This window comes from Lactobacillus mulieris, assembly GCF_007095465.1.
GTDB classification, from domain to species: domain Bacteria; phylum Bacillota; class Bacilli; order Lactobacillales; family Lactobacillaceae; genus Lactobacillus; species Lactobacillus mulieris.
Genome location: NZ_SDGL01000008.1, coordinates 1 through 25323 on the forward strand (window position 1 = coordinate 1; position 25323 = coordinate 25323).

The following is a 25323-nucleotide window of genomic DNA, read 5'->3' on the forward strand; positions in this document are numbered from 1 at the left end:
GTTGGAAATAAGCAAAAAAGGAGATATATTGGTCAATCAAATCACCAGAGTGAATAGTTCCACCCATTAGGAAATTAGTACCGCCAATCCAACTAGCGATAAAAAATATAAGACCAGCAAGAAAGCCGGCAAAAATCCAAGTTCTTTTTTTCATAAAATAAAAACCTCTAAAGTAATGAAAATATACTAGTCCATTCTAACATGGAAAAGCTAGTTTTTATAAGGAGTATATTGTATGTAAAAAGGGGAAAGCTTTGAATGTAATAAAAATATTTTTGCAAAATAAAAAAGCTGATATATCAACGTTTTGTAAAAAACGAAGAATATCAGCTTTTAACTATTTGCCTTTTTTTATTCTATGATTTTTATATTTAAAATGATGAATTTCAGCTCCAAATAGAACGATACCAATTATTGATATTATTGTTCCTAATTTTAAGCCAGGCATTGTATGTTTAAAAATGATTTTATAATTGCCAGCAGGTAATTTTAGAGAAATGAAACGATTTAGTGCTTTAGTGATTTTTACAGGTTTTCCGTTTGCTGTTGCTTGCCAACCACTAGTATATGGAAATGTAGTTATTAAAGCTTGGCCTCGTTTCAAGTGGATGTGACCACTTATATAGTTCCCTTTCCAAGTTGTTAATGACATCGCACGAGATTTAACAAGCTTGATAGTTTTATTTAAATTGTTTTGGTTTAGTAAATATAATTTAGGATCTATAATAATTTTATTTTTTATATTTTTACGAAGATAGATTTTTAGGACTACTTTCCCATTTTTAGGAATATGAACACATATTGGTTGCAAGTTAACAGGAAGAGATCTGAAAGATTTACCATTAATTGTTAGTTTACTTGCAGCAGAATTGATATCAGTATAATCAGCCCACATCATAAGACTACGATCTAATAAAATATATCCCCGTGAATTAGGTTGAGCATGATAAGTAAATGTAACCGTAGAAGGCGATTTAGTAGATATTTGGTTCATGGTTAGTAAATTGGCATTATGTGACAAGGTCATATTATTGCTAGTTTCGTGTGCAGAAATCGCTTTACTAAAGTATTGGGTATTGGTATTGGTTAAACTATTTAAAACTGTTACTTGATTAGACAATGGATTATTTTCTTTAAGCTTAATGTTATTGGCTTGGTAACCAGCAAAAGCTAACGGAAAAGTATTAATTCTATATGCAACATTAGTTTTATTTTGATACCAAATTTTATTACCAATTAAGTCATCTCTCAAACCATAATTATAAAACCCACGCATATCGCTTAATCTATTTGATACAACATATGTATTTAAGCCAAATAGGGCATCAGTCAATTGAGTGCCAGTTGAATAAAATGTGTAATAACCAATGCTAGGAAGTCCTAATAAACCACCGAATGTAGTTAATTTTGAATCATTGTTGGAACTAAAAGAATTAATTCCGTGATAATTCATCATGTAACTTTCACCACGGTCATTATTAATTAAAAATGATTTATCTAGTCGTTGTTTTTTTGCTTGTTTAGGAATTTTATTTAAAAATGCAATAGTGTCTTCAGTATAAGGATTGTATGAAGTAACATTTTTACTGATTTTTGACCAGGCTAAACAAGTGTTAGCAAAAATATCTAAAATGATGACTAATGCTAATACATAGGGCTTAATTTGTTTTCGGATATATAAATTAATTAAAATTACAGAAATTATAAATACAGAAATAGTGATTATGGAAACTTGTTTGTCTATTCCTAAAAGCTTACGACTAAAGAAATAGTAAATAATTATGAAAAATAAAAACACACTATTCCAGGTTAATATATTTTTTTTATTAAAAGGCAAACCTTTTGATACTGAAAGAGTAGCAAAATAAGCTAATGAAAAGGCAATGAGGAATGCAAAACGAAATGGGTAATATTGCGGAGGCTGTCCACCATGCCATAATAAATATAGTTTTGTTGAAAATAAACCTGAAAAAATGAAGAATAGGAATACTAAACTAGCGATTCGCTCTTTTAGTGAAAACTTTGAATTGAAAAAATAAGTAATCACTAAGAGAGTAGAAATTGTACCAATGTACATAAGGGGAACAGCCAGCTTGTTACCTGCAAAAAGAAGATTTCCAGGAAGTGCTAGTAAAAGTGATTTAGGGTGGATAGGAGAAGTAGATAAACTGTAATTAAGTTTATTTTCTAATAAATTATAAAAAGTAGGTATACTTGCAAAACTAGAAATTAAAGCAGCAGTGAGAGATGAGATTGCAAAAATAACGAATTTTTTGATAAAAACTTTCCAGTTAGTAAAAGTAATGAAAGCTTGATAAAAGAAAAATCCCACTAAAAATAAGCAAGTCATAAAAGCTGTATAATAATTAGCTACAATAGTAATTGCTAAAAATATTACATAAGTAATAGAAAACTTTCCATCAATAATTGAAAGAAGTCCGTAAACGATTATTGGCAAAAAAGCAATAGCATCAAGCCACATTAGGTTCCCAAAGTAACTAATTACATATGCAGATAATGAGTAAGCAACTCCAAATGAAATGGACCAAGTATCAGTGGCTCCCATTTTTTTCTTTGCTAAATAATAAAAGGAGCCTGATGCAACCATAACTTTTAGTAAAATTATAGTATAAATAGCTAGATTTACTTTAGTGGCTGGAAATAGTAAAACTATAAAATTTAAGGGACTTAAAAGATAGTATCCCCAATTTCCTGCCATGCTGCCACCTAAGCCATTGGAAAAGCTATAGGAAAAATCACTTAAATTTCCTAATAGAATATGGCGCAAATAACCAAAAAATGATAGATATTGATCTAAAATATCGCCAGAATTTAATGTTCCGCCGAAATATGGGTTGGTTCCAGTAAAAAGTCCGGCCAATAAAAATAACAGCGCTGAAATTAATACTGGAATGACAAATTTAGGTATTTTTTTCATAGAAACTCCTCTTAATATCATAAGAAACAATTAGCCTCTTTATTATAGCCTATATAGTTACTTTTTTAACATAAGATATGCGAAAAGCCCGAGCATTTTTGCTCGAGCTTTAGCACTGTAAATACTTAGAGGACAGTTTTTTTAGTAAAATTAATACAAATATACCGAAAATCGAAATGATGATACCTAATTTAAACCCCGGCATTTTATGATTAAGTTGTATTGTATATTTCCCAGCTGGTAAATTTAAAGCAATAAAGCAACCTAAATATTTTTGGATTTTAACTTTTTTACCATTAGCTGTAGCATACCACCCATTAGAATATGGAATAGTAGTAAGTAACGACTGACCCTTATGTAAAGTAATAGTTCCACTTATTGAGTTCCCTTTCCAAGTAGTTATAGCCATTTTTCTGCTTTGAACTAGTTGTATTGATTTAAATAACGCATTTTCGTTTAATAGATATAAATTTGGTTGAATAATTTTTTTGTTTAGTATACTTGGCTTCCAATATATTTTTAAGATTAATTTTCCGTTTTCAGGTATATGTATTCCAATAGGTTGTAAATTAACCGATAAGCTTCTGAAAGAATGTCCATTAATTGTCATTTTACTTGCATCGGAAATATATTTTCCCCATGACATAATGGTAGGGTCTAACATGATATAACCATTGGAATTTGGTTTAGCTTGGTAAGTGAAAATAACTGAAGACTTTTTCTTTTTAATTTGTTGCATACTAATTAGATTATTGCTGGTTTTGATAAGCATATTATTGCTAGTTATTTGCGGAGTAATTGCGTTACTGAAATAAACTGTCTTAGTATTAGTTAAAGATTGTAGTATTTTTTCTTGATTAAGTAGAGCAGAATTACTCTTTAAATTTAAATTATTTTTGCTATAGCCTGCAAAAACTAAAGGAAAAACAGCCATTTTATAAGCGATATTATTTTTATCTTTGTACCAATTCTTATTGGATACTAAATCATCACGTAAGCCATAATTAGAAAATCCTTTTACCGTAGTAGCTTTATTTGACATTATATAAGTTTTAATCCCAAGCAAGGCATCTGTTAACTGAGTTCCAGTTGAATAATAAGTATAATAGCCTATGCTTGGCAACCCAAGTAAACCAAGGAGTTTACTAAGGTGAGGATCATTATTAGAACTGAAAACATTAACGCCGCGATAATTAAATGTGTAACTTTCTCCTCGGTCATTATTAAGTAAGAATGATTTCTCTAATCTTTGAGATTTTGCGCTTGTAGGCAATTTATTAATTAAAGAGGCAGTTTGTTCTGTATAAGGATTATATGATGTCACATTTTTACTAGTTGTTGACCAAGTAACCCAAGTATTTAAGAAAATATCTACTATTAATAACAATGCTATAAACTTGCTATTTATTTTTTCTAATATATATAAATTTAAAATGATTATAGAGATAACTAGAACGATTAAAGTTGCAAAAAGTGAAGATTTGGGAATCCCTAACACCTTTTTAACTATCAAAACATAATAGATTATAAAACAGATTAAAAAAGCATTAGTTATCCAAAATGTTCGTTGGGGAAGATGTTGTATATGATTAATTGAAATTGAAGCTAAATAGATTAAAGTAAATGTAATAATGAAAGCAAAGCGATAAGGATAGAAAATAGGTGGTTGCCCCCCATGCCACAATAGGTAAATTTTCGTGGAAATTAATCCAGAAAAAGTAAAAAGAAGTAATAATAAGCCAGCTATTCGTTGCTTAAGGGCTACTTTACCATTAAAGAAGTATGCAAAAACTAATATAATCGAAATTGTACCTATATAAATTAATGGCAAAGAAGAAATGTTGCCACGGAATAATAGGTTAGCACCAATACTTAGTAAATTTCTTTTGGCATCGATGACGGGTGCAGGTAGATGATAATTTAACTTATTTTCTAGTAAATTATAAAAAGTTGGAACACTCGCAAAAGCAGATAGAAGCGCAGCGCTAAGCGATGAAATCCCAAAATAAATAATCTGTTTTAAAAGATTTTTCCAAGAAGAAAATGATAAAAAGGACAGATATATAAAAAAACCTATTAAAAAAAAGCATATCATGTAACCAGTATAGTAATTAGCCACAATAATGATTGCTAAAGTCAAAATATAAAGAAGAGAAAATTTAAGTTGTAAAACTTCCTTAGTTAATCCCAATATAACTAATGGAAGAAGAGCTACTGCATCAAGCCACATTAAATTCCCCCAGTAACCAATTACATAAGAGGATAGAGAGTAAGCTACACCTAATGATATAGCTATTGGATAAGAATTATTATTTAATCGTTTTGCCAAATAATAAAAAGAGCTAGACGCAATCATAATTTTTATTAATATGATAGTATAAATAGCTATATTAAGTTGATTTGCAGGGAATAATAAAATGATAAAATTTAATGGACTTAAAAGATAATATCCCCAATTTCCAGCCATGCTACCGCCTAACCCATTGGAAAAGCTATAAGAAAAATCACTAAAATTTCCTATTAAGACATGGCGTAAATAGCCAAAAAATGAGTAATATTGCGTTGCAAGATCTCCGGAATTTGGAACTCCTCCGAAGTATGGATTAGTGCCAGTAATTAAACCTGCTAATAAAAAAATGAATGCAGATATTAATGCAGGAATAATACATTTAGGTATTTTTTTCATTTTTCTTTTTTCCTCTTAAGTAAAGTTTGATTTGATATTACGAACTCTTTTATTATAGCTTATATTTGTATTTGACAAAAAATTTAATTGTAACTGAGTATTGTTCATTGACTATTTTGTTACTACCTTATATTATATTGATAACACGAAAAAGAGAGTAGCCCCTTAATTCAGCGTTCAGAGAACTAGCGTTGTGGTGAGAGCTAGGCAGGTTAAGGTATGGCGAAGTACAAGTGTACGGGGCGCAAATCCTCGTTAGCAACTATAAAGGCGCTTTAGGCGCAAACGTGGGTGGTACCACGGCTATTTAATGATTATTAGTCGTCCCTTGATTTAATCAAGGGACGTTTTTTATTTATTCGATGGAGGAAATTATGGCAAAGTTTGACATTTTGGAAGACCTTAAATGGCGTGGAGCCATTAATCAACAAACCGATGAAGAAGGTTTAAAAAAGTACCTTGCCGAACATGATGATTTGGCACTTTACTGTGGTACTGATCCAACCGGTGATTCACTTCATATTGGACATTTAATTCCATTTATGATTTTGAAGAGATTCCAATTGGCAGGTTACCACCCAGTAATTATTATTGGTGGTGGTACTGGCTCAATTGGTGATCCATCAGGTAGAAAGACTGAACGTGTACTTCAAAGTGATGAACAAGTACACCATAATGAGGTTGCTTTAACTAACCAAATGAAGAAATTATTTGGTACTGAAAATTTCCAAATCGTTAACAATCGTGACTGGCTTGGTAAGATGAGCTTGCTCGAATTTTTACGTGATTACGGTAAACTATTCCAAATTAACAATATGCTTGCTAAGGACGTAGTTGCTAGTCGTCTTGAAAACGGAATTTCCTTTACAGAATTTACTTACCAAATTTTGCAAGGGATTGACTTTTACATTTTGAACCGTGATTATGGTGTACAAATGCAAATTGGTGGTAGTGACCAATGGGGCAACATTACATCAGGGATTGACTTAATTCACCGCTTGGAAGGTAATGAACGCCCAGCCTTTGGTTTGACCATTCCACTAATGCTTAAAGCAGATGGAACCAAGTTCGGTAAGTCAGCAGGTGGTGCTGTATGGCTTGATCCTGAAAAAACAAGTCCTTACGAATTTTACCAATTCTGGATTAACCAAGATGACCGCGATGTTGTAAAATATTTGAAGTATTTCACTTTCTTGAGTCATGAAGAAATTGATGCTTTGGCAGAAAAAGTTAAGAATGAACCTTGGAAGCGTGAAGCACAAAAGACATTAGCTGCGGAAGTTACTAAGTTTGTTCATGGTGAAGCAGGCCTTGAAGAAGCTCAAATGATTACTGATGCTTTATTCTCAGGTAATGTTAAAGAATTATCAGTTAAGCAAATTGAGCAAGCTCTTAAAAATGCACCAAGTGCAGAAAGTTCAAATGAAAAGAAGAACTTGGTAGACTTTTTGGTAGATACTAAGATTGAATCTTCCAAGCGTCAAGCACGTGAAGATATCCAAAATGGAGCAATTTATGTCAATGGGAATAAGGTCCAAGAATTAGAATTTGAGGTTGATCCAAGTGCTTCATTTGATGGTAAGTATGTAATTATCCGTAAAGGTAAGAGAAAATATACTTTGGTTACTATTAAATAATAAAAAATACCTAGCCATAGGCTAGGTATTATGCCGTTTTAGCTCAGGAGGTAGAGCACCGCCGTGGTAAGGAGGAGGTCGCCAGTTCAAATCTGGCAAACGGCTTATTGTTGTATTGTTATGCATTATATTAAAAAACAAAAGCTATTAATATGTTACCTATCAGTTTTTTTTGGTTTTCTTAATATTATAATACAAAATGTAAACGCTTTAAGGAGGCCGATAAATATGAAAAATAAAGCAATAATGATAGGAGCAGGGTTAGCCAATATGGCAGGTGCCGTATATTTAATTCAAGAGGGTAAATGGTCTGGAAAAAATATTACTTTTTACGCTCTTGATAATCATGGCTCAAATGATGGTAGTACTGCTAATGAAGCTAGTGAAGAATATTGGAATCAAAATCATCCAATGGAAAATACCCATGGATTTATTGCGCGTGGGGGCAGGATGCTTAATTATCGTACTTATGTCGATTTGATGGACTTACTTTCAAGAATTCCCTCGGTTACTGAAGCGGGGATGACGGCAGAAGAAGATACCCGAGACTTTGATAGTAAACATAGAACTTTTGATAAAGCTCGTTTGCTTGAAGGCGGTATTGGTATTGTAGATGGTCATAAACTTGGATTAAACAATATGGATAGACTTTTGCTTAGCCGATTAGTTATGATGCCGGATTCAGAAGAAGAAAAACTAGATAATGTAACAATAGCAGAATATTTTAAGGATGATCCCCACATTTTTCAGACTAATTTTTGGTATATGTGGGAAACTACATTTGCTTTCAGAGTACAATCATCTGCTCAAGAATTACGACGCTATATGCATCAAATGATTTATGAATTTACACAAATTGAACATTTAGTTGGGGTTAATCGGACACGATATAATCAATATGAAAGTATCATGTTACCGTTAATTAAGTATTTACAAAAGCAAGGTTGTAAATTTATCATGAATCGAAGAATAACGGCTTTCGAGTTTAAAGATACTCCAATGCAAGACGAAATTACGGTAACGGCTCTTAAAATGGAAAATACAGAAACAGACAAGGAAGAGAAGGTGGAAGTAGATAATCAAACGGCTGTCTTCTTTACCAATGGTTCAATTACTGATTCAGCAACTTTAGGAGATTATAACACGCCAGCACCTGAAAATATGGATTATGGTGCAGCATCATCGTTATGGAAACAAGCTTGTGAGCATTTCTATAATTTAGGAAACCCAGATAAGTTCTTTAATGATCGCAATGCTTCAGAATGGGTAAGCTTCACTTTGACAACTAAAGATCATACTTTGTTAAATGAAATTACCAGAATCACTACACAAGTTCCAGGCAATGCCTTGAATTCATTCATTTCAACCACTCCAATTACGCCATTGGGTCAAAAAGATGTAAATATGTCGATTGTGGTTCACCATCAACCTCACTTTACAACCCAAAAGCCTAATGAAACTGTCATCTGGGGATACTTCCTATATCCACGGCGCAAGGGTGAATTCGTCGACAAAGAGTACATCAAGATGACTGGTAAAGAAATGCTACAAGAATTAATTGGTCAATTGTCTAAGGTTGATCCAGGTCCACATAACATTAAAGATTTGGAAGATAAAATTTTGGCTAGTGTAATCAACTGTATTCCATGTTACATGCCATATGCTTCAGCTTTGTTTAACAATCGTGCAAAGAATGACCGTCCTGAAATTATTCCAAAACATTCAACTAATTTAGCTTTTACTGGAGAATTTGTTGAGCAACCTTATCAAATGATTTTTACTGAGGAAAGTGCTGTTCGCTCTGGTGAAGTGGCAGCTTTCCACTTTGCAGGTGTTCCAATGAGTAAATTGGTTCTAACCCCTAGATATGACAAAGATCCTAAGACTTTGATGAAAGCAACAAAGAGAATGTTCAGTTAAAAATATTATTTTCGATAATGTTTTAAAAATTTAACTTTATAATATAAAAAATGTTGATAATCTTGGTTATATTGAATGAACCTTGATATATCAACATTTTTTAACAAGTTAATTTCTAATTTTATATAAATAATGGCTTATCCCCATCAGTATTTGGCTTATTTAATCCAATATCTTGTCGAGCAATTTTACCATTGCTCCTAAGATAAGAATATTCATAATATTGCTTCTTTCTTACTAAAAAGCAATTAATTTATCAATAGTAAGTATATCTCCAAACATAAATATTTATAATTGGAAAGAAAAAAATAATATTGAATTGTAACGTAATAAATTGTAAATAAAAAAGCAAAATCATTAGATTTTGCTCTTTTATTATTATGATAATGAATCCCAAGCAGGGAGTTTTTCAGCAGGACCTTCAGCTAATTTTTGTTGTTCTGGAGTTAAATATTTTTTGTGGACAACAACTTCATAAACATATTCTTCAAACCAATCTTGGCTCATAATGTAGTAGCCTTTTTTAGCAACTTTTTCACCCCAAGAGTTTTCAACTTTCCATTGGCGCACATCACCATTATCTTCATCAACACCAACTAAAGTCATAGCATGAGAAACTTCTCCAACTCCAGTTTCAAGTCGTTCTTTTTTGGACATTGTTAAGTCGACACCAAACAATTCATCTAATTTGTATAGGTTAGTTGCTAAAAAGCCAGTTTTATTTTCTTTTTGCTTACCAACATCATTACCAAACCAAACAGCTTCTCCATCTTTTAATTGAGCTACTGCAGCACTAGTTAAAAATTCCATTGGTACATTTAGTAGTTTAATAGGATATTTACCTTGGACATTATCTTCAGAAGGTAGAGCGAATAGCTTATTGTATTCATGGTCAGGTGCATTTGTTAAAACAACATAATCATCTAAGTTAACACCCTTAAAATACTTATTATAAAATTCAATTGGGGTTAAGTTCTTGTCTAAATGGTACTTCTTATCGTCATCACGATATTCCAAGTCAAACTTCTTAGGTGGTTCACCAACAGCAATTGCCGTCATACGGTAAACTTCACTCAAGAATTTTTTTCGAGCTTTTTCAGCTGCTTCTAAGTCACCAGCCTGGACTAATTTCCTAAGTACTAATGCATCTTTCTTTTCTTTTTGGGCAAGTGCTTCTGCTAAAGCAGATGTATTATTAGTATTGGCAGTTTCAGGCATTGCATATGTAGGAACTACTCCATACTTTTCAACTAATGAAATTGCCATATGCCATTGACCACCATCATGACCAGCAAAGTCAAAATACGCTTTAACTTCACGATCATCTAAAGGCTTATTAGCAGTTTCTAGAACGTAGTTATAAAAGTTATTAGCACGTTCTACCTTATCCCAGAAAAAGTTGTAAGCTTGTGAAAAAGTGAAGTTCTTAGCCTTGTATTCTTTTCCAAAATGGTGGCGCAATACATTTAAAGTTGCAAAAAGCCAGCAACGACCTGATTGAAGTTGGTTAGTAACATTTTCAGTATCTAATTCTGTTGAAAAAACATTGGTTAAACGTCGTGAGACAGCGTCATTATATGAAGCCTCTAATACACCACTTCTTTTAGCTGCTCGAGCAATAACTTGGCTAGTATGATCAGCATTGAATTCACGACTAAAGTCTTCTAATTCTTGTAAAGTTAATTCATGAGCCATAATTAAATCCCCTTTTAATTTTATTGTAATAATTATTAATATAACTCAAAACCTTTCTTAATTGCTAGTTTTATGCCTAAAAAAGTTAATCTTATGTGTCTAATTGCTTTATAATAAGACTTAGAAAAAGAGGTAGTATTATGTATAAAAAAATAATTACTTCAATAGCATTATTGTTAGTTTTTGCAGGAGCTATAACAGGATGTACACAAAAGAAATCCACCCAGTCTTCTGCTAAACAAAGTCAAGTTGTAAAGAAACATCATAAAAAGGCGAAAAAATCTAAGAAGTCTAAAAAAACAAATTCAACGAATATAGATGAAACTGAAAGCCAAAGTAGTTCAAATAGTACCATTTCTTCTAATGCAAATGTGACTAATAATCAAACTACTAGTAATACTAATAGTCAAAGTAAAACTAATTCTCAAGGTTCAGTAAACAATAATCAAACGAATTCTGGTAAAGTAGTAACTAATTCAAATAGTACTGAATCACTTGCTAGCGCAGCTGTGAATGATTGGCTTAAACGTGGGGGATATCCGGCTAGTTTTACTGATAATGACTTAGTAGCTTATATTTCTTCTGCATCAAATGAAACTCAGATTTCTGTAGCTGAAAAAGCTAGTGGTCATATTGTGGCTAATTATGTAGAAAAAGCAAATGGCTTATATTACTATGATGTTGTTAATAATAGGCTAGTTAAGGTGAATTAATGGTTTATTTTCAAAAAATGACTCCTCAAGGCTATAAATTGATTGAGGAGGAAATTGCAAATTTAAAGAAGAAGCGTCCAATAAAAATTAAGGCACTTCAAGAAGCAAGAAGCTTAGGCGATTTATCTGAAAACAGTGAATATACAGAGGCTAAGAAAGAGTTGCGTCATCTTGAGAGTAGACTTCGCTATTTAGATAAACAATTAAAATATGCCGAAATCATAACTCCTAATGATGATAAAAAAGTTGCTTTGGGCAAAAAAGTTAAGTTACGCTTTGAAGATGATGAAACAAGTGATACGTATGAAATTGTAGGAAGATTGGAAGCAAATTTAGAAGCTGGTAAAATTTCTTTTGATTCTCCATTGGGTGCAGCTATCATGAAAAAAGAAGCTGGCACCTGCGTTACTGTCGAGGCACCTGCAGGTTCATATGAAGTTACAATTGAAGATGTTTTATAAGATCAAGTTTTAACTTGATCTTTTTTGTTATAAAAAGATTGCTTTTTTAATAAAACTGTGTAGATTATATTTACAAACTTATGTTTGCAAAGGAGAAAGCGAATGTATGATTATAGATATGAACCACACAGATTAATATTTATGATTGATAATAAGTCTTTTTATGCTAGTTGTGAATGCTTACGTTTGGGATTAAATCCAATGACAACAGCTTTAGCTGTTCTTTCTCGTCAACCAGATAGTGATGAGAAATCTAGTTTAATCATGGCTGCTTCTCCTTTAGCTAAGAAAAAATATGGCTTGACAAATGTTATGAGGGCGAGAGATTTGCCACCTAAATCTCAAAGAAAAGATTTAATTTTAGTAGAACCACATATGAATTTGTATATTCAAAAAAGCATGGAAGTGTTAAATATTTTTCGAAAATATGCAGCTGAAGAAGATATTCATATCTACTCTATTGATGAAAGTATGATTGATATGACTAGATCATGGCACTTGTTTGGGACTGATCCATATTTAGTTGGGCGAGGAATTCAAAAAGAAATTAGAGAAAAACTAGGTTTGTATACCACATGTGGTATAGGAGAGAATCCGCTTCTTGCCAAATTAGCTATGGATATTGAGGCCAAAAAAAGATGGTCAATGATTGCGTTTTGGCATTATATTGATGTCCCTGATACAATTTGGCAAATAAAGAATTTAGAAGATGTTTGGGGAATTAATAAGTCAACAGCTATACGGCTTAAAAAATTGGGAATTAATGATATGAATGAGTTGGCTCATTGTAATCCTGAAAAATTAAAATCTGAATTTGGAATAATTGGTGAGCAACTTTTTGCGATGAGTTGGGGTGTTGATCGGAGTATCATTAGTCAAAAATATCATCCTGAACACAAGAGTGTAGGTAATTCACAGGTTTTGATGCGGGACTATTTAGAACAACGTGAAATTGAGATTGTAATTAGAGAAATAGCGGAACAAGTAGCTGCTAGAATTAGAAAAAGAAAGTTGCTTACTAGCCATATTTCATTGCATATGGGCTTTTCAAAATTTAAAAATAAAAAAAGAACTGGAATTAATGCAAGTAAAAAGATTATCGCAACGAATGATAATTTAGTTTTAACTGCAGAGTTGAGGGGATTGTTTCGAAAATTCTGGAAAGGTGAAGCAGTTAGGACGATTAGTATTGCTTATTCAGATTTATTACCAGATACAGAGCAGCAACTTGATTTGTTTGTGGATTCTACTACACAAATGAAACACAAAAATTGTGATTATATTATTGATTCCCTTAGAGAGAAATATGGTCTTGCTAGTTTAGTTAAAGCTTCCAGTCTTTTACCAGGAGCAACTTCGATTAAGAGAGCTAATTTAGTTGGTGGTCATAATGGTGGATCTAGTTATGAGTAACGATAAGCTGATATATGATTTTTTTAAAAATTATCAAGATAGAGGGATGAAAAAATGGACAGGCTTTTTGTTAAGTGATCATACAGCTCAAATAGCTAAAAGCCAAAAATCTGAAAGTAATTCTTTAAAAAGTAGTCTAAAATTAGAAGAAATAAAAGCAATCCTATCTACCGCCATTCTTGAAGGAAAAATAGTTCAAGTCCAAGTAAAGGCAGTTGATTTAGATGGGGTTCCTTTACCTGAAATTAGAGGCCATGTTGAAGCTTGGGATGATAATCAAGTAGTTATTAATCGGCAAATAATTAATTTATCAGAAATAAATTATCTAGAGATTGTTAAAGAACTGTAATCAGATATTAGCGTAATGTAGACCAATTTTTGTTATAATTTAACAAGATATGGTTTAGGATAGGAGTGTGGCACTTGAATTCGCCAAAATCTGTACAAGGAAATCTGATTAGATATACAGTCTATATTGTGGGATATTTAATGGTTGTTGGAGCTAAAGAGCTCTGCGCCAATAGTTCGCCATTACATATTTGGGATTTAATTTTATTTGCTATTGTAACTATTATGACTTTGTTGTTATTTGTGTATCGCTTCAAAAGAGAACAACGATATTTTGAAAGAGTAAATAAAGTAAACTTATTAGATAATATTAAAGTAACTCTTTTCTTATCATTTTTTGTTTTCTTTTTACGTGGACTGATATCTTATTTACAAGTTATTCATTATCTAAACTCCTATACATTTCAATTAACATATGCTAAACATGAATCAGTTTCTATGTTTTGGTTTTTAATTTTGTCTCAAGGTTTAGTATTACCATTTTTACAAGTTTTTTTAGCTGAAGGATTCATGTTTAATTATTTATTCAGAGATAATGTGGGGTCAGTTGCAATCTTTGGTATAGTATTTTCAGGTTTGGCATTTAGTTTTTTAAATTTTCAGCTGAATGCTCCTATATTTTTGCTAGATATGATTTTTGGTGTGGTTTTTGCTTGGGCATATTTGTATAGTCAGAATATTGTTATGCCTCTTTATTTAGCAATACTTAATGGATTATTGATGGTAATATTAATATAAAAAAAGGAATTCCGTTAGGAATTCCTTTTTATTAAGCGGATAGCGTGAATCGAACCCGCATCCCCAGCTTGGGAAGCTGGTGTTTTACCATTAAACTATACCCGCAAGTACATGATTAAGTTTATCATGAATAATTTCTTTATCCAAGAGAAAATTATTATCTATGTTAAAATGAAGGTATTAATTTCAAAAAGCTTTTTAATTTTAAGGAGAAAAATATGACTAAAGAAGTACTTTTAACCGGCGATCGGCCAACCGGGCGGTTACATATAGGTCACTATATAGGTTCATTGAAAAATCGGGTAATCTTACAAAACGAAGGTAAATATAATCCCTACATTATGATTGCTGATACACAAGCAATGACAGATAATGCTCGTAATCCTGAAAAAATCCGTAATAGCTTAATTGAAGTAGCTCTTGATTATCTAGCAGTAGGTATAGATCCTGAAAAATCAACTATTTTTGTACAATCACAAATTCCTGCTTTATTTGAATTGACTGCTTATTATTTAGATTTAGTTACTGTAGCAAGATTAGAAAGAAATCCAACTGTTAAAACAGAAATCAAGCAAAAGAACTTTAACGAAAGTATTCCAGCAGGCTTTTTGACATATCCTGTTTCTCAAGCAGCTGATATTACAGCTTTTAAAGCAACAGTAATTCCTGTCGGGGATGATCAAGAACCGATGATGGAACAAACAAGAGAAATTGTTAGAACCTTTAATCGTTTATATAATACAGATATTTTAAAAGAACCTAAGGGTTACTTCCCACCTAAGGGGCAAGGTAGATTACCAGGTCTTGATGGAAACGCCAAGATGAGTAAATCATTAGGTAATGCAATTTATTTAGCTGATGATGCAAAGACCTTAACTAAAAAAGTAATGTCAATGTATACTGATCCAAATCATATTCATGTGGAAGATCCTGGACAAGTTGAAGGAAATACCGTTTTCACTTATTTAGATGTATTTTGTTCAGATAAAGAAAAGGTGCAAGACCTTAAAGAGCAATATCAAAAAGGTGGATTAGGGGATGTTAAAATCAAACGTTTCTTGAATGAAGTTTTGGAAGCTGAACTTGCCCCAATTAGAGAACGTAGAGAAAAATTTGCTCAAGATACAGATGCAGTCTATGAAATGCTTTTAGAAGGTTCAAGAAAAGCTAATGAAGTTGCTAATGAAACTTTACAAGAAGTTCGTGATGCAATTGGATTAAATTATTTCAAGAATAGATAGGAGTTAAAGCTTTATGTCACGGAATCGAATCCCATGGAATCAATATTTTATGATGCAAGCACTAGTAATTAGTCAACGTTCGACTTGTAATCGTGCTTTAGTTGGCAGTGTACTAGTCAAAGATAAAAGAATTATTGGTACAGGATATAACGGTTCGGTAACGGGACAAGAACATTGTGATGATGTGGGGCATCAAATGGTGGATGGACACTGCATACGTACGATTCATTCAGAAATGAATACATTGATTCAATGTGCCAAAAATGGCGTTTCAACTTTAGATACAGAAATATATGTAACTCATTTTCCTTGCTACAATTGCACCAAAGCTTTGATTCAAGCTGGTATTAAAAAAGTAAATTACTTTTTTGACTATCATGATAATCCATTGGCAGTAGAACTATTGAAAAAGACAGGTGTTGAAGTCAATCAAATTAAGTTAGATTCTAGCTACGCTCAAAATTTAGTTGAGGAAATTGCTGAAAATGAAAATTAAGCACCTGATTCTTATTTTATTAATCTGCTTTCCAATCATAACAGCTTTTAAGTCTGATGAAATGACTATTGGACAATTAGTCCAAAATCAAAATCAGCTGTATAAGCAAAAAAATATTGAAGCTAAAATTAAAATAGTTAATAGGCGACCAGTGAAGGTGGATTCAAAAGAAATTTATCTTTTATTTGAATATGGGAAGAAAAGTAATAATGTGCAATTATACATTGGTAAAAAATGGCAAAAAGTTATTACCACTAGTATAAAAGCTAATTTATTGACTAGTCAGGCAGAATTATTAAAGTCAACTAATAAAAAGCAAGTTACTCGCGGAATAAAGCAATTATTGCGGGCGATTTTTACTTTGATTGATCAAAATCAAAGAATTACAAGTCAAGTTGATTTATCGCAAAATGATTTAGAAAAAATACTAAAACCAAGAAGTCTAACACTACCGGTAGCTATTATGTTTGGTTTGATATTTATGGGTGGTGCATATCTTTACCAAAAATTTATATTTAAGAGATAATTCTTGACGCCTTCTAAAGAGTGAGTTTATACTCAACATGTAATTTTAATACAGCAAATGAACTGTTAGGTGAGACTCCTACGTGAACACACGCTATCGCCCAGGAACATCCAGAGATGCCAACGGGTCAAACAGGTATTGTCGAGTTAAGGCACTATCCAGATAGCTAGCATGTGCTTACGTCACGTAGTGTTAAAACTGAACGATTGGTTATAACGCAGCCTTTTTGAGAGCCCTCCTTTTGGTGGGCTCTTTTTGTTTGTTTGCTCAAAAAAGAGGAGGGGTTTTGATGATTAAAATCAAAAAGAAAACTGTAAGTAATGCAACTAATCGCAAATTATTGCAGGAAGTTGCAACGGAAGAATTGACCACCACTTTTGAGCGATTTAAAAGTTCCAATAAAGGATTAAGTACATCCCAAGCGGAACAAATGCGTGCAAAATATGGCAAAAATGAAATTGCTAAAGATGAGCATAATACTAAAGCTCACTTCTTATTTGAAGCTTTTATGACTCCGTTTACGGTAGTATTACTCATTTTGGCCACATTATCTTTATTTACTAACTACATTTTTGTTCCAGCTAGTGATAAAGATTTAAGTACGGTAATTATTATGATTACTATGGTTTTGATATCAGGGCTGACAAGTTTTATTCAAAATGTAAAAACTAATGATGCTGTTCAATCTTTGCTAAAAATGGTTTCTGTTACTACCAATATTTGTCGAGATGGCAAAGATCAAGAGCTAGCAACAAGTGAAGTTGTTCCAGGAGATATTATTAATTTGGCAGCAGGGGATATGGTTCCAGCTGATATGAAATTAATAAAGAGTAAGGATTTATTTTGTTCTTCTAGCTCATTAAATGGTGAATCTAATCCTGTTGAAAAAATTGCTGGCCAAAAGCCTACTAAAAATCAATTGAATGAATATATTGATTATCCTAATGTGGTTTATGAAGGAACAACAATTGTTTCTGGTTCTGGGACAGGGATTGTGTTTGCGACAGGGAGCCAAACTGTTTTTGGAAAATTAGCTAGGCAAATTTCTCAAACTAAAATTAAGCAAACTAGTTTTGATACTGGAATTAAAGATATTTCTAAGTTATTAATTACAATGACTGCAGTCATTGCACCGTTAGTTTTTGTGATTAATGGCTTAACTAAAGGAAATTGGTTAGATGCGTTGATTTTTGCTATAGCAACTGCAGTAGGATTAACGCCAGAAATGCTACCAGTTATTGTTACTAGTAATTTGGTCAAGGGTTCAGTGGAAATGTCTAAACATGGCACAATTGTCAAAAAGATGAATTCGATTCAAAATTTTGGATCAGCTGATATTTTATGTACTGATAAAACTGGAACTTTGACACAAGATAAGGTAGTTTTAGAGCGACACTACGATCTAAATATGATTGAAAAACCTAAAGTTTTAGAATTGTCTTATTTGAATAGCTTTTATCAAACAGGGATGAAAGACTTAATTGATAAGGCTGTTATTGATGCAGCTGAAAATGAACTTAATACAAAGAAAATTAAGCAAGACTATGAAAAAATTGATGAAATTCCGTTTGACTTTAGGCGGCGACGCATGAGTGTTGTCGTTCAAAATCAAGCTGGTGAGCATTTACTTGTTACTAAAGGTGCAGCTGAAGAAATGCTGGAGGCAAGTAGTTTTGTTGAAGTTAATGGGCAGCGTTTGCCTTTAACCAAAGAACAAGAAGATAAAGTTTTGGCCAATATTAACGATATGAATAATGACGGCCTCCGTGTTATTTTACTTGGATATAAGAAAAATCCAGCACCAGTTGGTGAATTTTCTGTAGAAGATGAATCAGAATTAACAATTGTTGGCTTTTTGGCTTTTCTTGATCCACCAAAAGAAACTGCAAAAGAAGCATTACATCATCTCAAAGAAGATGGTATTACTGTTAAAATTTTGACAGGAGATAATGCGGCTGTAACTAGAGCAGTAGGGAAGCAGGTTGGATTAGATATTTCAAAAATATATTCTGGTAATGAGTTGGAAGGAAAAACAGATGCTGAATTAAGCAAGATGGTTGAAGAAAGTGATATTTTTGTAAAACTGTCACCAGAATTAAAAACTAAAATCATTGAGATTTTAAAAAAAGATGGACATACAGTTGGTTATATGGGAGATGGAATTAATGACGCTCCAGCAATGAAGGCAGCAGATGTTTCTATTTCCGTTGATACTGCAGTTGATATTGCCAAAGAAAGTGCTGACATTATCTTACTTCATAAGGATCTAAGAATTTTGGAAAATGGAGTAAGAATTGGACGGAAGATTTTTGGTAATACTATGAAATATATTAAGATTACTCTTTCTTCTAATTTCGGAAATATTTTATCAATTCTAGTAGCATCTAGTTTCTTACCATTCTTGCCAATGTTACCACTGCAGTTATTAATTTTGGACTTGCTGTATGGGACTAGTTGCTTGGCAATTCCATTTGATAAGATGGATGCAGAATATCTTTCACAACCAAGAACTTGGTCAACTAAAAAATTACCTAAATTTATGTTTTACTTTGGACCAACTTCATCTGTTTTTGACATTATTACTTTTGCCTTGCTTTACTTTGTAGTTTGTCCAAGTGTGGCAGGAGGTAGTTTTACTAGTTTGAATATGGCAGGACAAGCAGTTTTCATCGCTGTTTTCCATACTGGCTGGTTTATTGAATCTCTTTGGACACAAGAAATGGTTATCCATGCTTTAAGAGATCAACGTTTGCCATTAATTAAGCAGCGAGCAACAGCGCCAGTTATGCTTGCAACTTTTGGAGCTGCTGTTATCGGAAGCTATTTGCCATATTCACGCATAGCAACTAGTTTGAAATTTGGCCCAATGCCCGGTACATTTATTGAAATGGTATTTGTTTTATTAGTGTTTTATATTTTATTAACAACTTTAGTTAAGAGACTTTATCTCAGAAAAGAAAAATTTTTGATTTAATCTGTTACAATATAAGGGATTCTCATTTAGGGAGCAATCCCTTTTTGTATGGTGTATTATTGAAATATAAACTTGAAAGAGAGACAATTTATGGCTGACAAAAAAACTTTTTATATTACTACTCCAATTTATTATCCATCAGGTCGGTTAACTATCGGTAATGCTTACACTACAATTGCAGCTGATAGTATGGCTCGTTACAAGCGCAGCCAAGGCTATGAAACTTTCTTTTTAACTGGAACTGATGAACATGGTTTAAAGATTGAACAAAAAGCAGAAAAAGCTGGCATTAAGCCACAAGAATATGTGGATGGAATGGCCAAGCAATACAAAGAACTTTGGAAAAAGCTTGATATTTCTTACGATAAATTTATTAGGACTAGTGATCCAGAACATGTGAAAGCTGTTCAAGCGATTTTTGAAAAGCTACTAAAACAAGGTGATATTTACTTAGGTGAATACACTGGTTGGTACAGCGTTGAAGATGAAGAATACTTTACTGAATCACAATTAAAAGAAGTCTTTAAAGATGATAATGGTAAAGTAATTGGCGGAATTGCCCCATCAGGTCACAAAGTACAACTTGTTAAAGAACCATCATACTTCTTTAGAATGAGTAAATACGCAGACCGCTTACTTAAGTACTACCAAGACCATCCTGAATTTATCTTGCCACACTCACGTGAAAAGGAAATGGTTAATAACTTTATCAAACCAGGTCTTGAAGACTTATCAGTTACTAGAACTACGATTGACTGGGGAATTCCTGTACCTAGTGACCCTAAGCACGTGGTCTATGTTTGGATTGATGCTTTATCAAACTATATTACTGCTTTGGGTTATGGTAGCGATGACGATAGCTTGTTCAAGAAGTTCTGGCCAGCTGATGTTCATTTAGTTGGTAAGGAAATTGTACGTTTCCACACTATTTACTGGCCAATTATGTTGATGGCACTTGATTTACCACTTCCAAAGCAAATTTTTGGTCATGGCTGGGTTTTGATTTACAAGGACAAGATGAGTAAGTCGAAGGGTAACGCTGTTTATCCAGAATCAATTGTTGACCGTTTTGGCTTAGATGCTTTGCGTTACTACTTAATGCGAGCAATTCCATTCGGTAGTGATGGTAGTTTCTCACCAGAAGACTTCGTGGAAAGAGTTAACTTCGATTTGGCTAATGACTTAGGTAATTTATTGAATAGAACTGTTTCAATGATTAACCAATATCAAGCTGGACTTGTGTCTAAGCCAGGTAGTCAAGATGATTTAGGTAATAATTTAGCTAAATTTGCTGATGAAACAATTGCTGAGTATCAAAAGCAAATGGACGCGCTTCACTTCTCACAAGCACTTGATGCCATTTGGAAATTTGTGGGCCGTGCTAATAAATACATTGATGAAACTACTCCTTGGGTATTGAACAAAGAAGGCAAGACTGAAGAATTAGCTCGGGTAATGGCTAACTTAGCTGAAAGTTTACGCTTAATTGCTATTATGATTAGCCCAATTATGACTGAAAGTCCAGCCCAGATTTTTGAACAATTAGGTTTGAACTTCGAAGAGGCTGATCAAAAGGCTCTTAAATTTGGAGAATTTGCTTGGAATATTAAAGTTACTGACAAGCCAGCACCAATTTTCCCTAGAAGAAAAAAGGATGAAGAAGTTGCATACATTAAGGCAGAAATGGCTAAGGCAGTAAGTAAGAAGCAAACTAGAAGTGAAAAGAAAGCCAAAGAAATGGAAGCAGAAAAAAATTACATTTCAATTGATGACTTTGATAAAGTAGAAATTAAAGTTGGACAAGTCTTGAGCGTAGAAGCAGTTGAAGGATCAAGTAAATTGCTTAAGTTCCAAATGGACTTTGGTGATGAAAAGCGTCAAATCTTGTCAGGGATGCGCAAATTCTACCCAGACTTTGAAGAATTAGTAGGCAAAAAGATCTTAGCTGTTACTAACCTTAAACCTCGGAAGATGATGGGGATGGAAAGCCAAGGAATGCTCTTATCAAGTGAAAAGGGTAAGAAGGTTAAACTGGCAATTGTTGGTGAAGAACACGACTTAGGGGCATTATTAGGTTAATGGAGATTTTTGACGCACACACTCATTTGAATGACACCCCCTTTAGGGGCAAAGAAGCAGTTTATTTGCAAAGGGCACAAGATTTACATGTGACGAAAATGGCTTGTGTTGGACAAGATTTAGAATATAATAAGCGCGCATTAGATTTGGCTAATAAATATGACAATGTCTATGCGATTGTTGGCTATTGCCCTGATGTTGCTAAAGACTACTGTCAAGAATGGGAAGATTTACTAATTCAGCAATTAAAGCAACCAAAAGTGGTAGCTTTAGGTGAAATTGGACTTGATTATTACTGGGATGAATCACCACGTGATGTTCAAAAAACAGTTTTTCAAAGACAAATTGAAATTGCGCATGATTTGAAATTGCCGGTCAATATTCATACTAGGGATGCTTTTAAGGATTGTTATGAAATTTTGAGCAATAGCAATCTTGAATATGGAGCAGTTTTACATAGTTATAATGGTGGCCCTAAGTGGACTAAAAAATTTTTAGAATTAGATAATGTAACTTTTTCATTTTCAGGAGTGGCGTCATTTACGAAAGCCCAAGATGTTCATGCAAGTGTGAAATTAGTGCCACTTGATCGTTTAGTCGTTGAAACAGATGCGCCTTATTTAACTCCTAAGCCATACCGTGGTAAGCAAAATGAACCTGCTTATGTTTATTATGTTGCTAAGGCAATCAGTGAATTGAAAGAAGTTAGTTTAGAGCAAGTAGCTGAAGCTACTTATCGGAATACGGTGACAGCTTATGCAATTAAATAAAAAGAACTTTGATGCAGTTGTAGTCGTTGAAGGAAAAGATGATACTGCTCGATTAAAACAATTTTTCCCTGGAATAGAAACGATAGAAACTAATGGATCGGCAGTAAGTACTGAAACCTTGGCCTTAATAAAAAAGGTGGCACAAAAGCGAGAGATAATTGTTTTTACTGATCCTGACTTTAATGGAGAACGAATCAGAAAGATTGTGACATGTGCAGTTCCAACTGCTAAACAAGCTTTTATAACAAGAAAAGAAGCAGAACCCGAGTTTAGTGGAAGTTTGGGTGTTGAACATGCAACTAAAGAGGCACTTGAGCGAGCTTTAGTTGAGCTGCATGAAGGTGCAAAAACTAGTGATTTAACTTTTGATGAATATCGTAGTTTGGGTTTAGCTACCAGTCTGCGTTCACGTAAATTACGAGAAGCTGTTGGAATTAAATTGGGCATTGGCTATGCAAATGGTAAGCAATTTTATAAGCGTTTGGTTATGTTTGGCATTGGCTTTTCTGAATTAAAACAAACAGTAAGTGAGGTTGAAAATGGCAAATAATTTACCAATTTGTGATCCTGTTAGAACTAAAGCGATAATGAATCGTTATTTAGGATTTGCAAAGAAAAATTTGGGACAGAACTTTTTAATTAGTTTGAATAAAATTAATGATATTTTAGATGCTGCAGAAATTAAAAGTGATGATCAAGTTTTAGAAATTGGACCTGGAATTGGTTCTTTGACAGAGCAAATGCTTTTGAGAGGCGCTAAAGTTTTGGCTTATGAAATTGATCAAGATTTACCAGAAATTTTGCATAATGAATTGCCTCAAAAAGTTGAAAATAAGCACTTAGATGATGTATTTAAACTGGTAATGAAAGATATTTTAAAAGCGGATTTTAAGGAAGATATTGGCGACTTCTTTGATTTGAATAAGCCAATTAAAGTTGTGGCTAATTTACCATATTACATTACAACTCCTATTATTTTTGCTTTAGCTAAAAGCGATTTAGCTTTTGAAAGTCTGACTTTGATGATGCAAAAAGAAGTAGCTGAAAGGCTATGTGCAAGTAGTGGTAATAAGGAGTATGGCCCTTTAACTATCTTCGTTCAAACACAAATGGCTGTGAAAATGGCTGTGATGGTAGATCATACAAACTTTAATCCACAGCCAAAAGTTGATTCAGTAGTTGTTGTTCTTAAACCACTTGCAAAAAAAGTTGATGTTGGTGACACTGAAAATTTTGAACATGTGGTAAAGATGTGTTTTTCACAAAGAAGAAAGACATTGAATAATAATTTGAAGTCTTTAGTAAAAAATGGTGAAGAACGTAAAAACTTATTACAAATGCTAGATTTACCTGAGAAGGCTCGACCAGAGGAATTGACAATTGGTCAATTTATTAGCTTAGCTAAAGCATTGAAAGCTTAATAATTGACTACTTTGTTGAAAAAATCACAAATTTGTGATACACTATGTTTCACAAAGGAGTGTTTTCTAGTGCCAACATCAATCGTATCAATCAAGAAGTCATTAGATTCACATGTAGGTGAGAATCTAACTGTTGTAGCCCAAGCGGGTAGAAAAAAGGTAACTAAAAGAAAAGGTATCTTGAAAAGCACCTTTCCTGCTGTATTTGTAGTTGATCTTGATCAAAACCAAAATAGTTTTGAAAGAGTATCATACAGTTATACAGATTTGTTAACTAAAAATATTGAATTAAAATTTGAATAGTATATAATAAAAAATTGTTTTTTACGAACAATCACTGGTGTTTTTTATAAAACACTAGTGATTTTTTGTTGTCATTAATGTATATTATAAATTGATTATTTACAAACATTAGAAAGGAATAACCATGAAACGTTCAGAAAGACTGGTTGATATGACCAAATATCTTTTGGCTCGTCCGCATACGCTTATTTCATTGCCTTTTTTTGCTAAGCGTTATGGCTCTGCCAAATCATCAATTTCAGAAGATTTATCAATTCTCAAGCATACTTTAGCTGCTAATGAAGACGGTGTACTAGAAACTGTTGCTGGTGCAGCTGGAGGAGTACGTTATATTCCATTTTTGGGTAAGAAACATTCTGAAGCATATTTAAAGGAATTAGCTGACAGAATTGAAGATACCGAACGAATTTTGCCAGGTGGTTTTGTATATTTGTCTGATGTTTTAGGCTCACCTAGCGATATGCAAAGAATTGGTGAAATGGTTGCAACACATTATGCTTATAAAAATATTACTGCAGTTATGACTATTGAAACTAAAGGGATACCTTTAGCTGAAGCAGTATCTAGATTTTTGAATGTTCCGTTTGTAACGGCCCGCAAGAGAGGTAAAGTTACTGAAGGTGCAACTGTATCTGTTAACTACTTATCTTCTTCATCTTCTCGTGTTGCCAAAATGGAATTGCCAACTAAGGTTTTGCCAAAAGGTTCAAATGTCTTAATCATTGATGATTTTATGAAGGGCGGAGGCACTTTAACTGGTATGGAAGGCTTAGTTCGTGAATTCGATTCTACAGTTGGTGGAATTTGTGTGCTTTGTGAAACTACTCATGCCGATAAGATGGTTGATGATTATCTCTCTTTAGTAAAAATTGATGAGATTGATACTGAGAAGAGAGTTATTAAAACATCTCTTGGTAATTTCTTAGAGAAAACTGATTTTAATCGCTTCTAAAATGGTATACTA

The 25323-nt window shown here is 32.9% G+C and carries 20 protein-coding genes, 2 tRNA genes and 1 riboswitch; of the genes, 18 read left to right on the forward strand and 4 right to left on the reverse strand.

All coding sequences use genetic code 11. The features are described from left to right. Nucleotides 1-337 precede the first annotated feature (337 nt). Together ETI37_RS04475 and ETI37_RS04480 are read right to left on the reverse strand one after the other, a co-directional pair. Entirely contained in the window at nucleotides 338-2938 is a 2601-nt protein-coding gene (locus ETI37_RS04475) for a YfhO family protein (protein ID WP_167494285.1), read from the reverse strand. A 109-nt stretch (nucleotides 2939-3047) separates the two neighbouring features. Continuing rightward, complete coding sequence (locus tag ETI37_RS04480) at nucleotides 3048-5624, reverse strand: YfhO family protein (RefSeq protein ID WP_006585938.1); 2577 nt, start codon at nucleotides 5622-5624, stop codon at nucleotides 3048-3050. Between the two features lie 374 nt (nucleotides 5625-5998). On the opposite strand from ETI37_RS04480, the gene tyrS reads away from it, so the two are divergent. The 3 genes from tyrS (at nucleotide 5999) to ETI37_RS04495 (ending at nucleotide 9181) form a co-directional block, all read left to right on the forward strand. Beyond that, nucleotides 5999-7261: a tyrosine--tRNA ligase gene (tyrS, locus tag ETI37_RS04485; RefSeq protein ID WP_006587622.1), complete on the forward strand. Its 1263-nt coding sequence runs from the start codon at nucleotides 5999-6001 to the stop codon at nucleotides 7259-7261. A 32-nt stretch (nucleotides 7262-7293) separates the two neighbouring features. Beyond that, a tRNA-Thr gene (locus ETI37_RS04490) sits at nucleotides 7294-7366 on the forward strand. Nucleotides 7367-7489: 123 nt separating this feature from the next. Continuing rightward, entirely contained in the window at nucleotides 7490-9181 is a 1692-nt protein-coding gene (locus ETI37_RS04495) for an oleate hydratase (protein WP_048588169.1), read from the forward strand. Nucleotides 9182-9559: 378 nt separating this feature from the next. Here ETI37_RS04495 and ETI37_RS04500 read toward each other — a convergent pair whose 3' ends face one another. Next, entirely contained in the window at nucleotides 9560-10876 is a 1317-nt protein-coding gene (locus ETI37_RS04500; RefSeq protein ID WP_143458472.1) for a C1 family peptidase, read from the reverse strand. 140 nt (nucleotides 10877-11016) lie between these two features. On the opposite strand from ETI37_RS04500, the gene ETI37_RS04505 reads away from it, so the two are divergent. The 5 genes from ETI37_RS04505 (at nucleotide 11017) to ETI37_RS04525 (ending at nucleotide 14549) form a co-directional block, all read left to right on the forward strand. Next, complete coding sequence (locus ETI37_RS04505) at nucleotides 11017-11589, forward strand: hypothetical protein (protein ID WP_006585934.1); 573 nt, start codon at nucleotides 11017-11019, stop codon at nucleotides 11587-11589. Then, entirely contained in the window at nucleotides 11589-12050 is a 462-nt protein-coding gene (greA, locus tag ETI37_RS04510; protein ID WP_143458471.1) for a transcription elongation factor GreA, read from the forward strand. Before ETI37_RS04505 ends, greA begins: the two co-directional genes overlap by 1 nt. 102 nt (nucleotides 12051-12152) lie before the next feature. Continuing rightward, nucleotides 12153-13463 carry a Y-family DNA polymerase gene (locus ETI37_RS04515; RefSeq protein WP_006585932.1) on the forward strand — a complete coding sequence of 437 codons (1311 nt, stop codon included), beginning with the start codon at nucleotides 12153-12155 and terminating at the stop codon, nucleotides 13461-13463. After that, the gene (locus ETI37_RS04520) at nucleotides 13456-13812 is read left to right on the forward strand and encodes a hypothetical protein (RefSeq protein ID WP_022091084.1); all 357 of its coding nucleotides are present in this window, start codon (nucleotides 13456-13458) and stop codon (nucleotides 13810-13812) included. The genes ETI37_RS04515 and ETI37_RS04520 overlap by 8 nt, the downstream gene beginning before the upstream one ends. A gap of 74 nt (nucleotides 13813-13886) precedes the next feature. Beyond that, nucleotides 13887-14549 carry a CPBP family glutamic-type intramembrane protease gene (locus ETI37_RS04525; RefSeq protein WP_006587625.1) on the forward strand — a complete coding sequence of 221 codons (663 nt, stop codon included), beginning with the start codon at nucleotides 13887-13889 and terminating at the stop codon, nucleotides 14547-14549. Between the two features lie 34 nt (nucleotides 14550-14583). On the opposite strand, the gene ETI37_RS04530 is transcribed toward ETI37_RS04525, so the two are convergent. Continuing rightward, nucleotides 14584-14654 (reverse strand) — tRNA-Gly (locus ETI37_RS04530). Nucleotides 14655-14767: 113 nt separating this feature from the next. Here ETI37_RS04530 and trpS point away from each other — a divergent pair. From trpS to purR, 10 genes are all read left to right on the forward strand, one after another. Then, nucleotides 14768-15790: a tryptophan--tRNA ligase gene (trpS, locus tag ETI37_RS04535; RefSeq protein WP_006585929.1), complete on the forward strand. Its 1023-nt coding sequence runs from the start codon at nucleotides 14768-14770 to the stop codon at nucleotides 15788-15790. Nucleotides 15791-15803: 13 nt separating this feature from the next. Beyond that, on the forward strand, nucleotides 15804-16286 hold the full coding sequence (locus ETI37_RS04540) for a ComE operon protein 2 (protein WP_006585928.1): 483 nt from the start codon (nucleotides 15804-15806) through the stop codon (nucleotides 16284-16286). Then, nucleotides 16276-16812 carry a hypothetical protein gene (locus tag ETI37_RS04545; RefSeq protein WP_006585927.1) on the forward strand — a complete coding sequence of 179 codons (537 nt, stop codon included), beginning with the start codon at nucleotides 16276-16278 and terminating at the stop codon, nucleotides 16810-16812. The genes ETI37_RS04540 and ETI37_RS04545 overlap by 11 nt, the downstream gene beginning before the upstream one ends. Before the next feature lie 54 nt (nucleotides 16813-16866). Then, a riboswitch (M-box (ykoK) riboswitch) is annotated at nucleotides 16867-17030 on the forward strand. Between the two features lie 71 nt (nucleotides 17031-17101). Then, entirely contained in the window at nucleotides 17102-19786 is a 2685-nt protein-coding gene (mgtA, locus tag ETI37_RS04550) for a magnesium-translocating P-type ATPase (protein ID WP_022091082.1), read from the forward strand. Nucleotides 19787-19876: 90 nt separating this feature from the next. Continuing rightward, nucleotides 19877-21865 carry a methionine--tRNA ligase gene (metG, locus tag ETI37_RS04555; protein WP_006585925.1) on the forward strand — a complete coding sequence of 663 codons (1989 nt, stop codon included), beginning with the start codon at nucleotides 19877-19879 and terminating at the stop codon, nucleotides 21863-21865. Further along, nucleotides 21865-22635, forward strand: coding sequence for a TatD family hydrolase (locus ETI37_RS04560; protein ID WP_006585924.1), 771 nt, complete (start codon nucleotides 21865-21867; stop codon nucleotides 22633-22635). Before metG ends, ETI37_RS04560 begins: the two co-directional genes overlap by 1 nt. After that, nucleotides 22622-23185, forward strand: coding sequence for a ribonuclease M5 (gene rnmV, locus ETI37_RS04565; RefSeq protein WP_006585923.1), 564 nt, complete (start codon nucleotides 22622-22624; stop codon nucleotides 23183-23185). Before ETI37_RS04560 ends, rnmV begins: the two co-directional genes overlap by 14 nt. Beyond that, a complete protein-coding gene (gene rsmA / locus ETI37_RS04570; protein ID WP_143458470.1) occupies nucleotides 23175-24056 on the forward strand; it encodes a 16S rRNA (adenine(1518)-N(6)/adenine(1519)-N(6))-dimethyltransferase RsmA in 882 nt (293 codons plus the stop codon). The genes rnmV and rsmA overlap by 11 nt, the downstream gene beginning before the upstream one ends. A gap of 69 nt (nucleotides 24057-24125) precedes the next feature. After that, a complete protein-coding gene (locus ETI37_RS04575; RefSeq protein WP_006585921.1) occupies nucleotides 24126-24359 on the forward strand; it encodes a Veg family protein in 234 nt (77 codons plus the stop codon). A 124-nt stretch (nucleotides 24360-24483) separates the two neighbouring features. After that, on the forward strand, nucleotides 24484-25311 hold the full coding sequence (gene purR, locus ETI37_RS04580; protein WP_006585920.1) for a pur operon repressor: 828 nt from the start codon (nucleotides 24484-24486) through the stop codon (nucleotides 25309-25311). The last annotated feature ends 12 nt before the right edge of the window (nucleotides 25312-25323 follow it).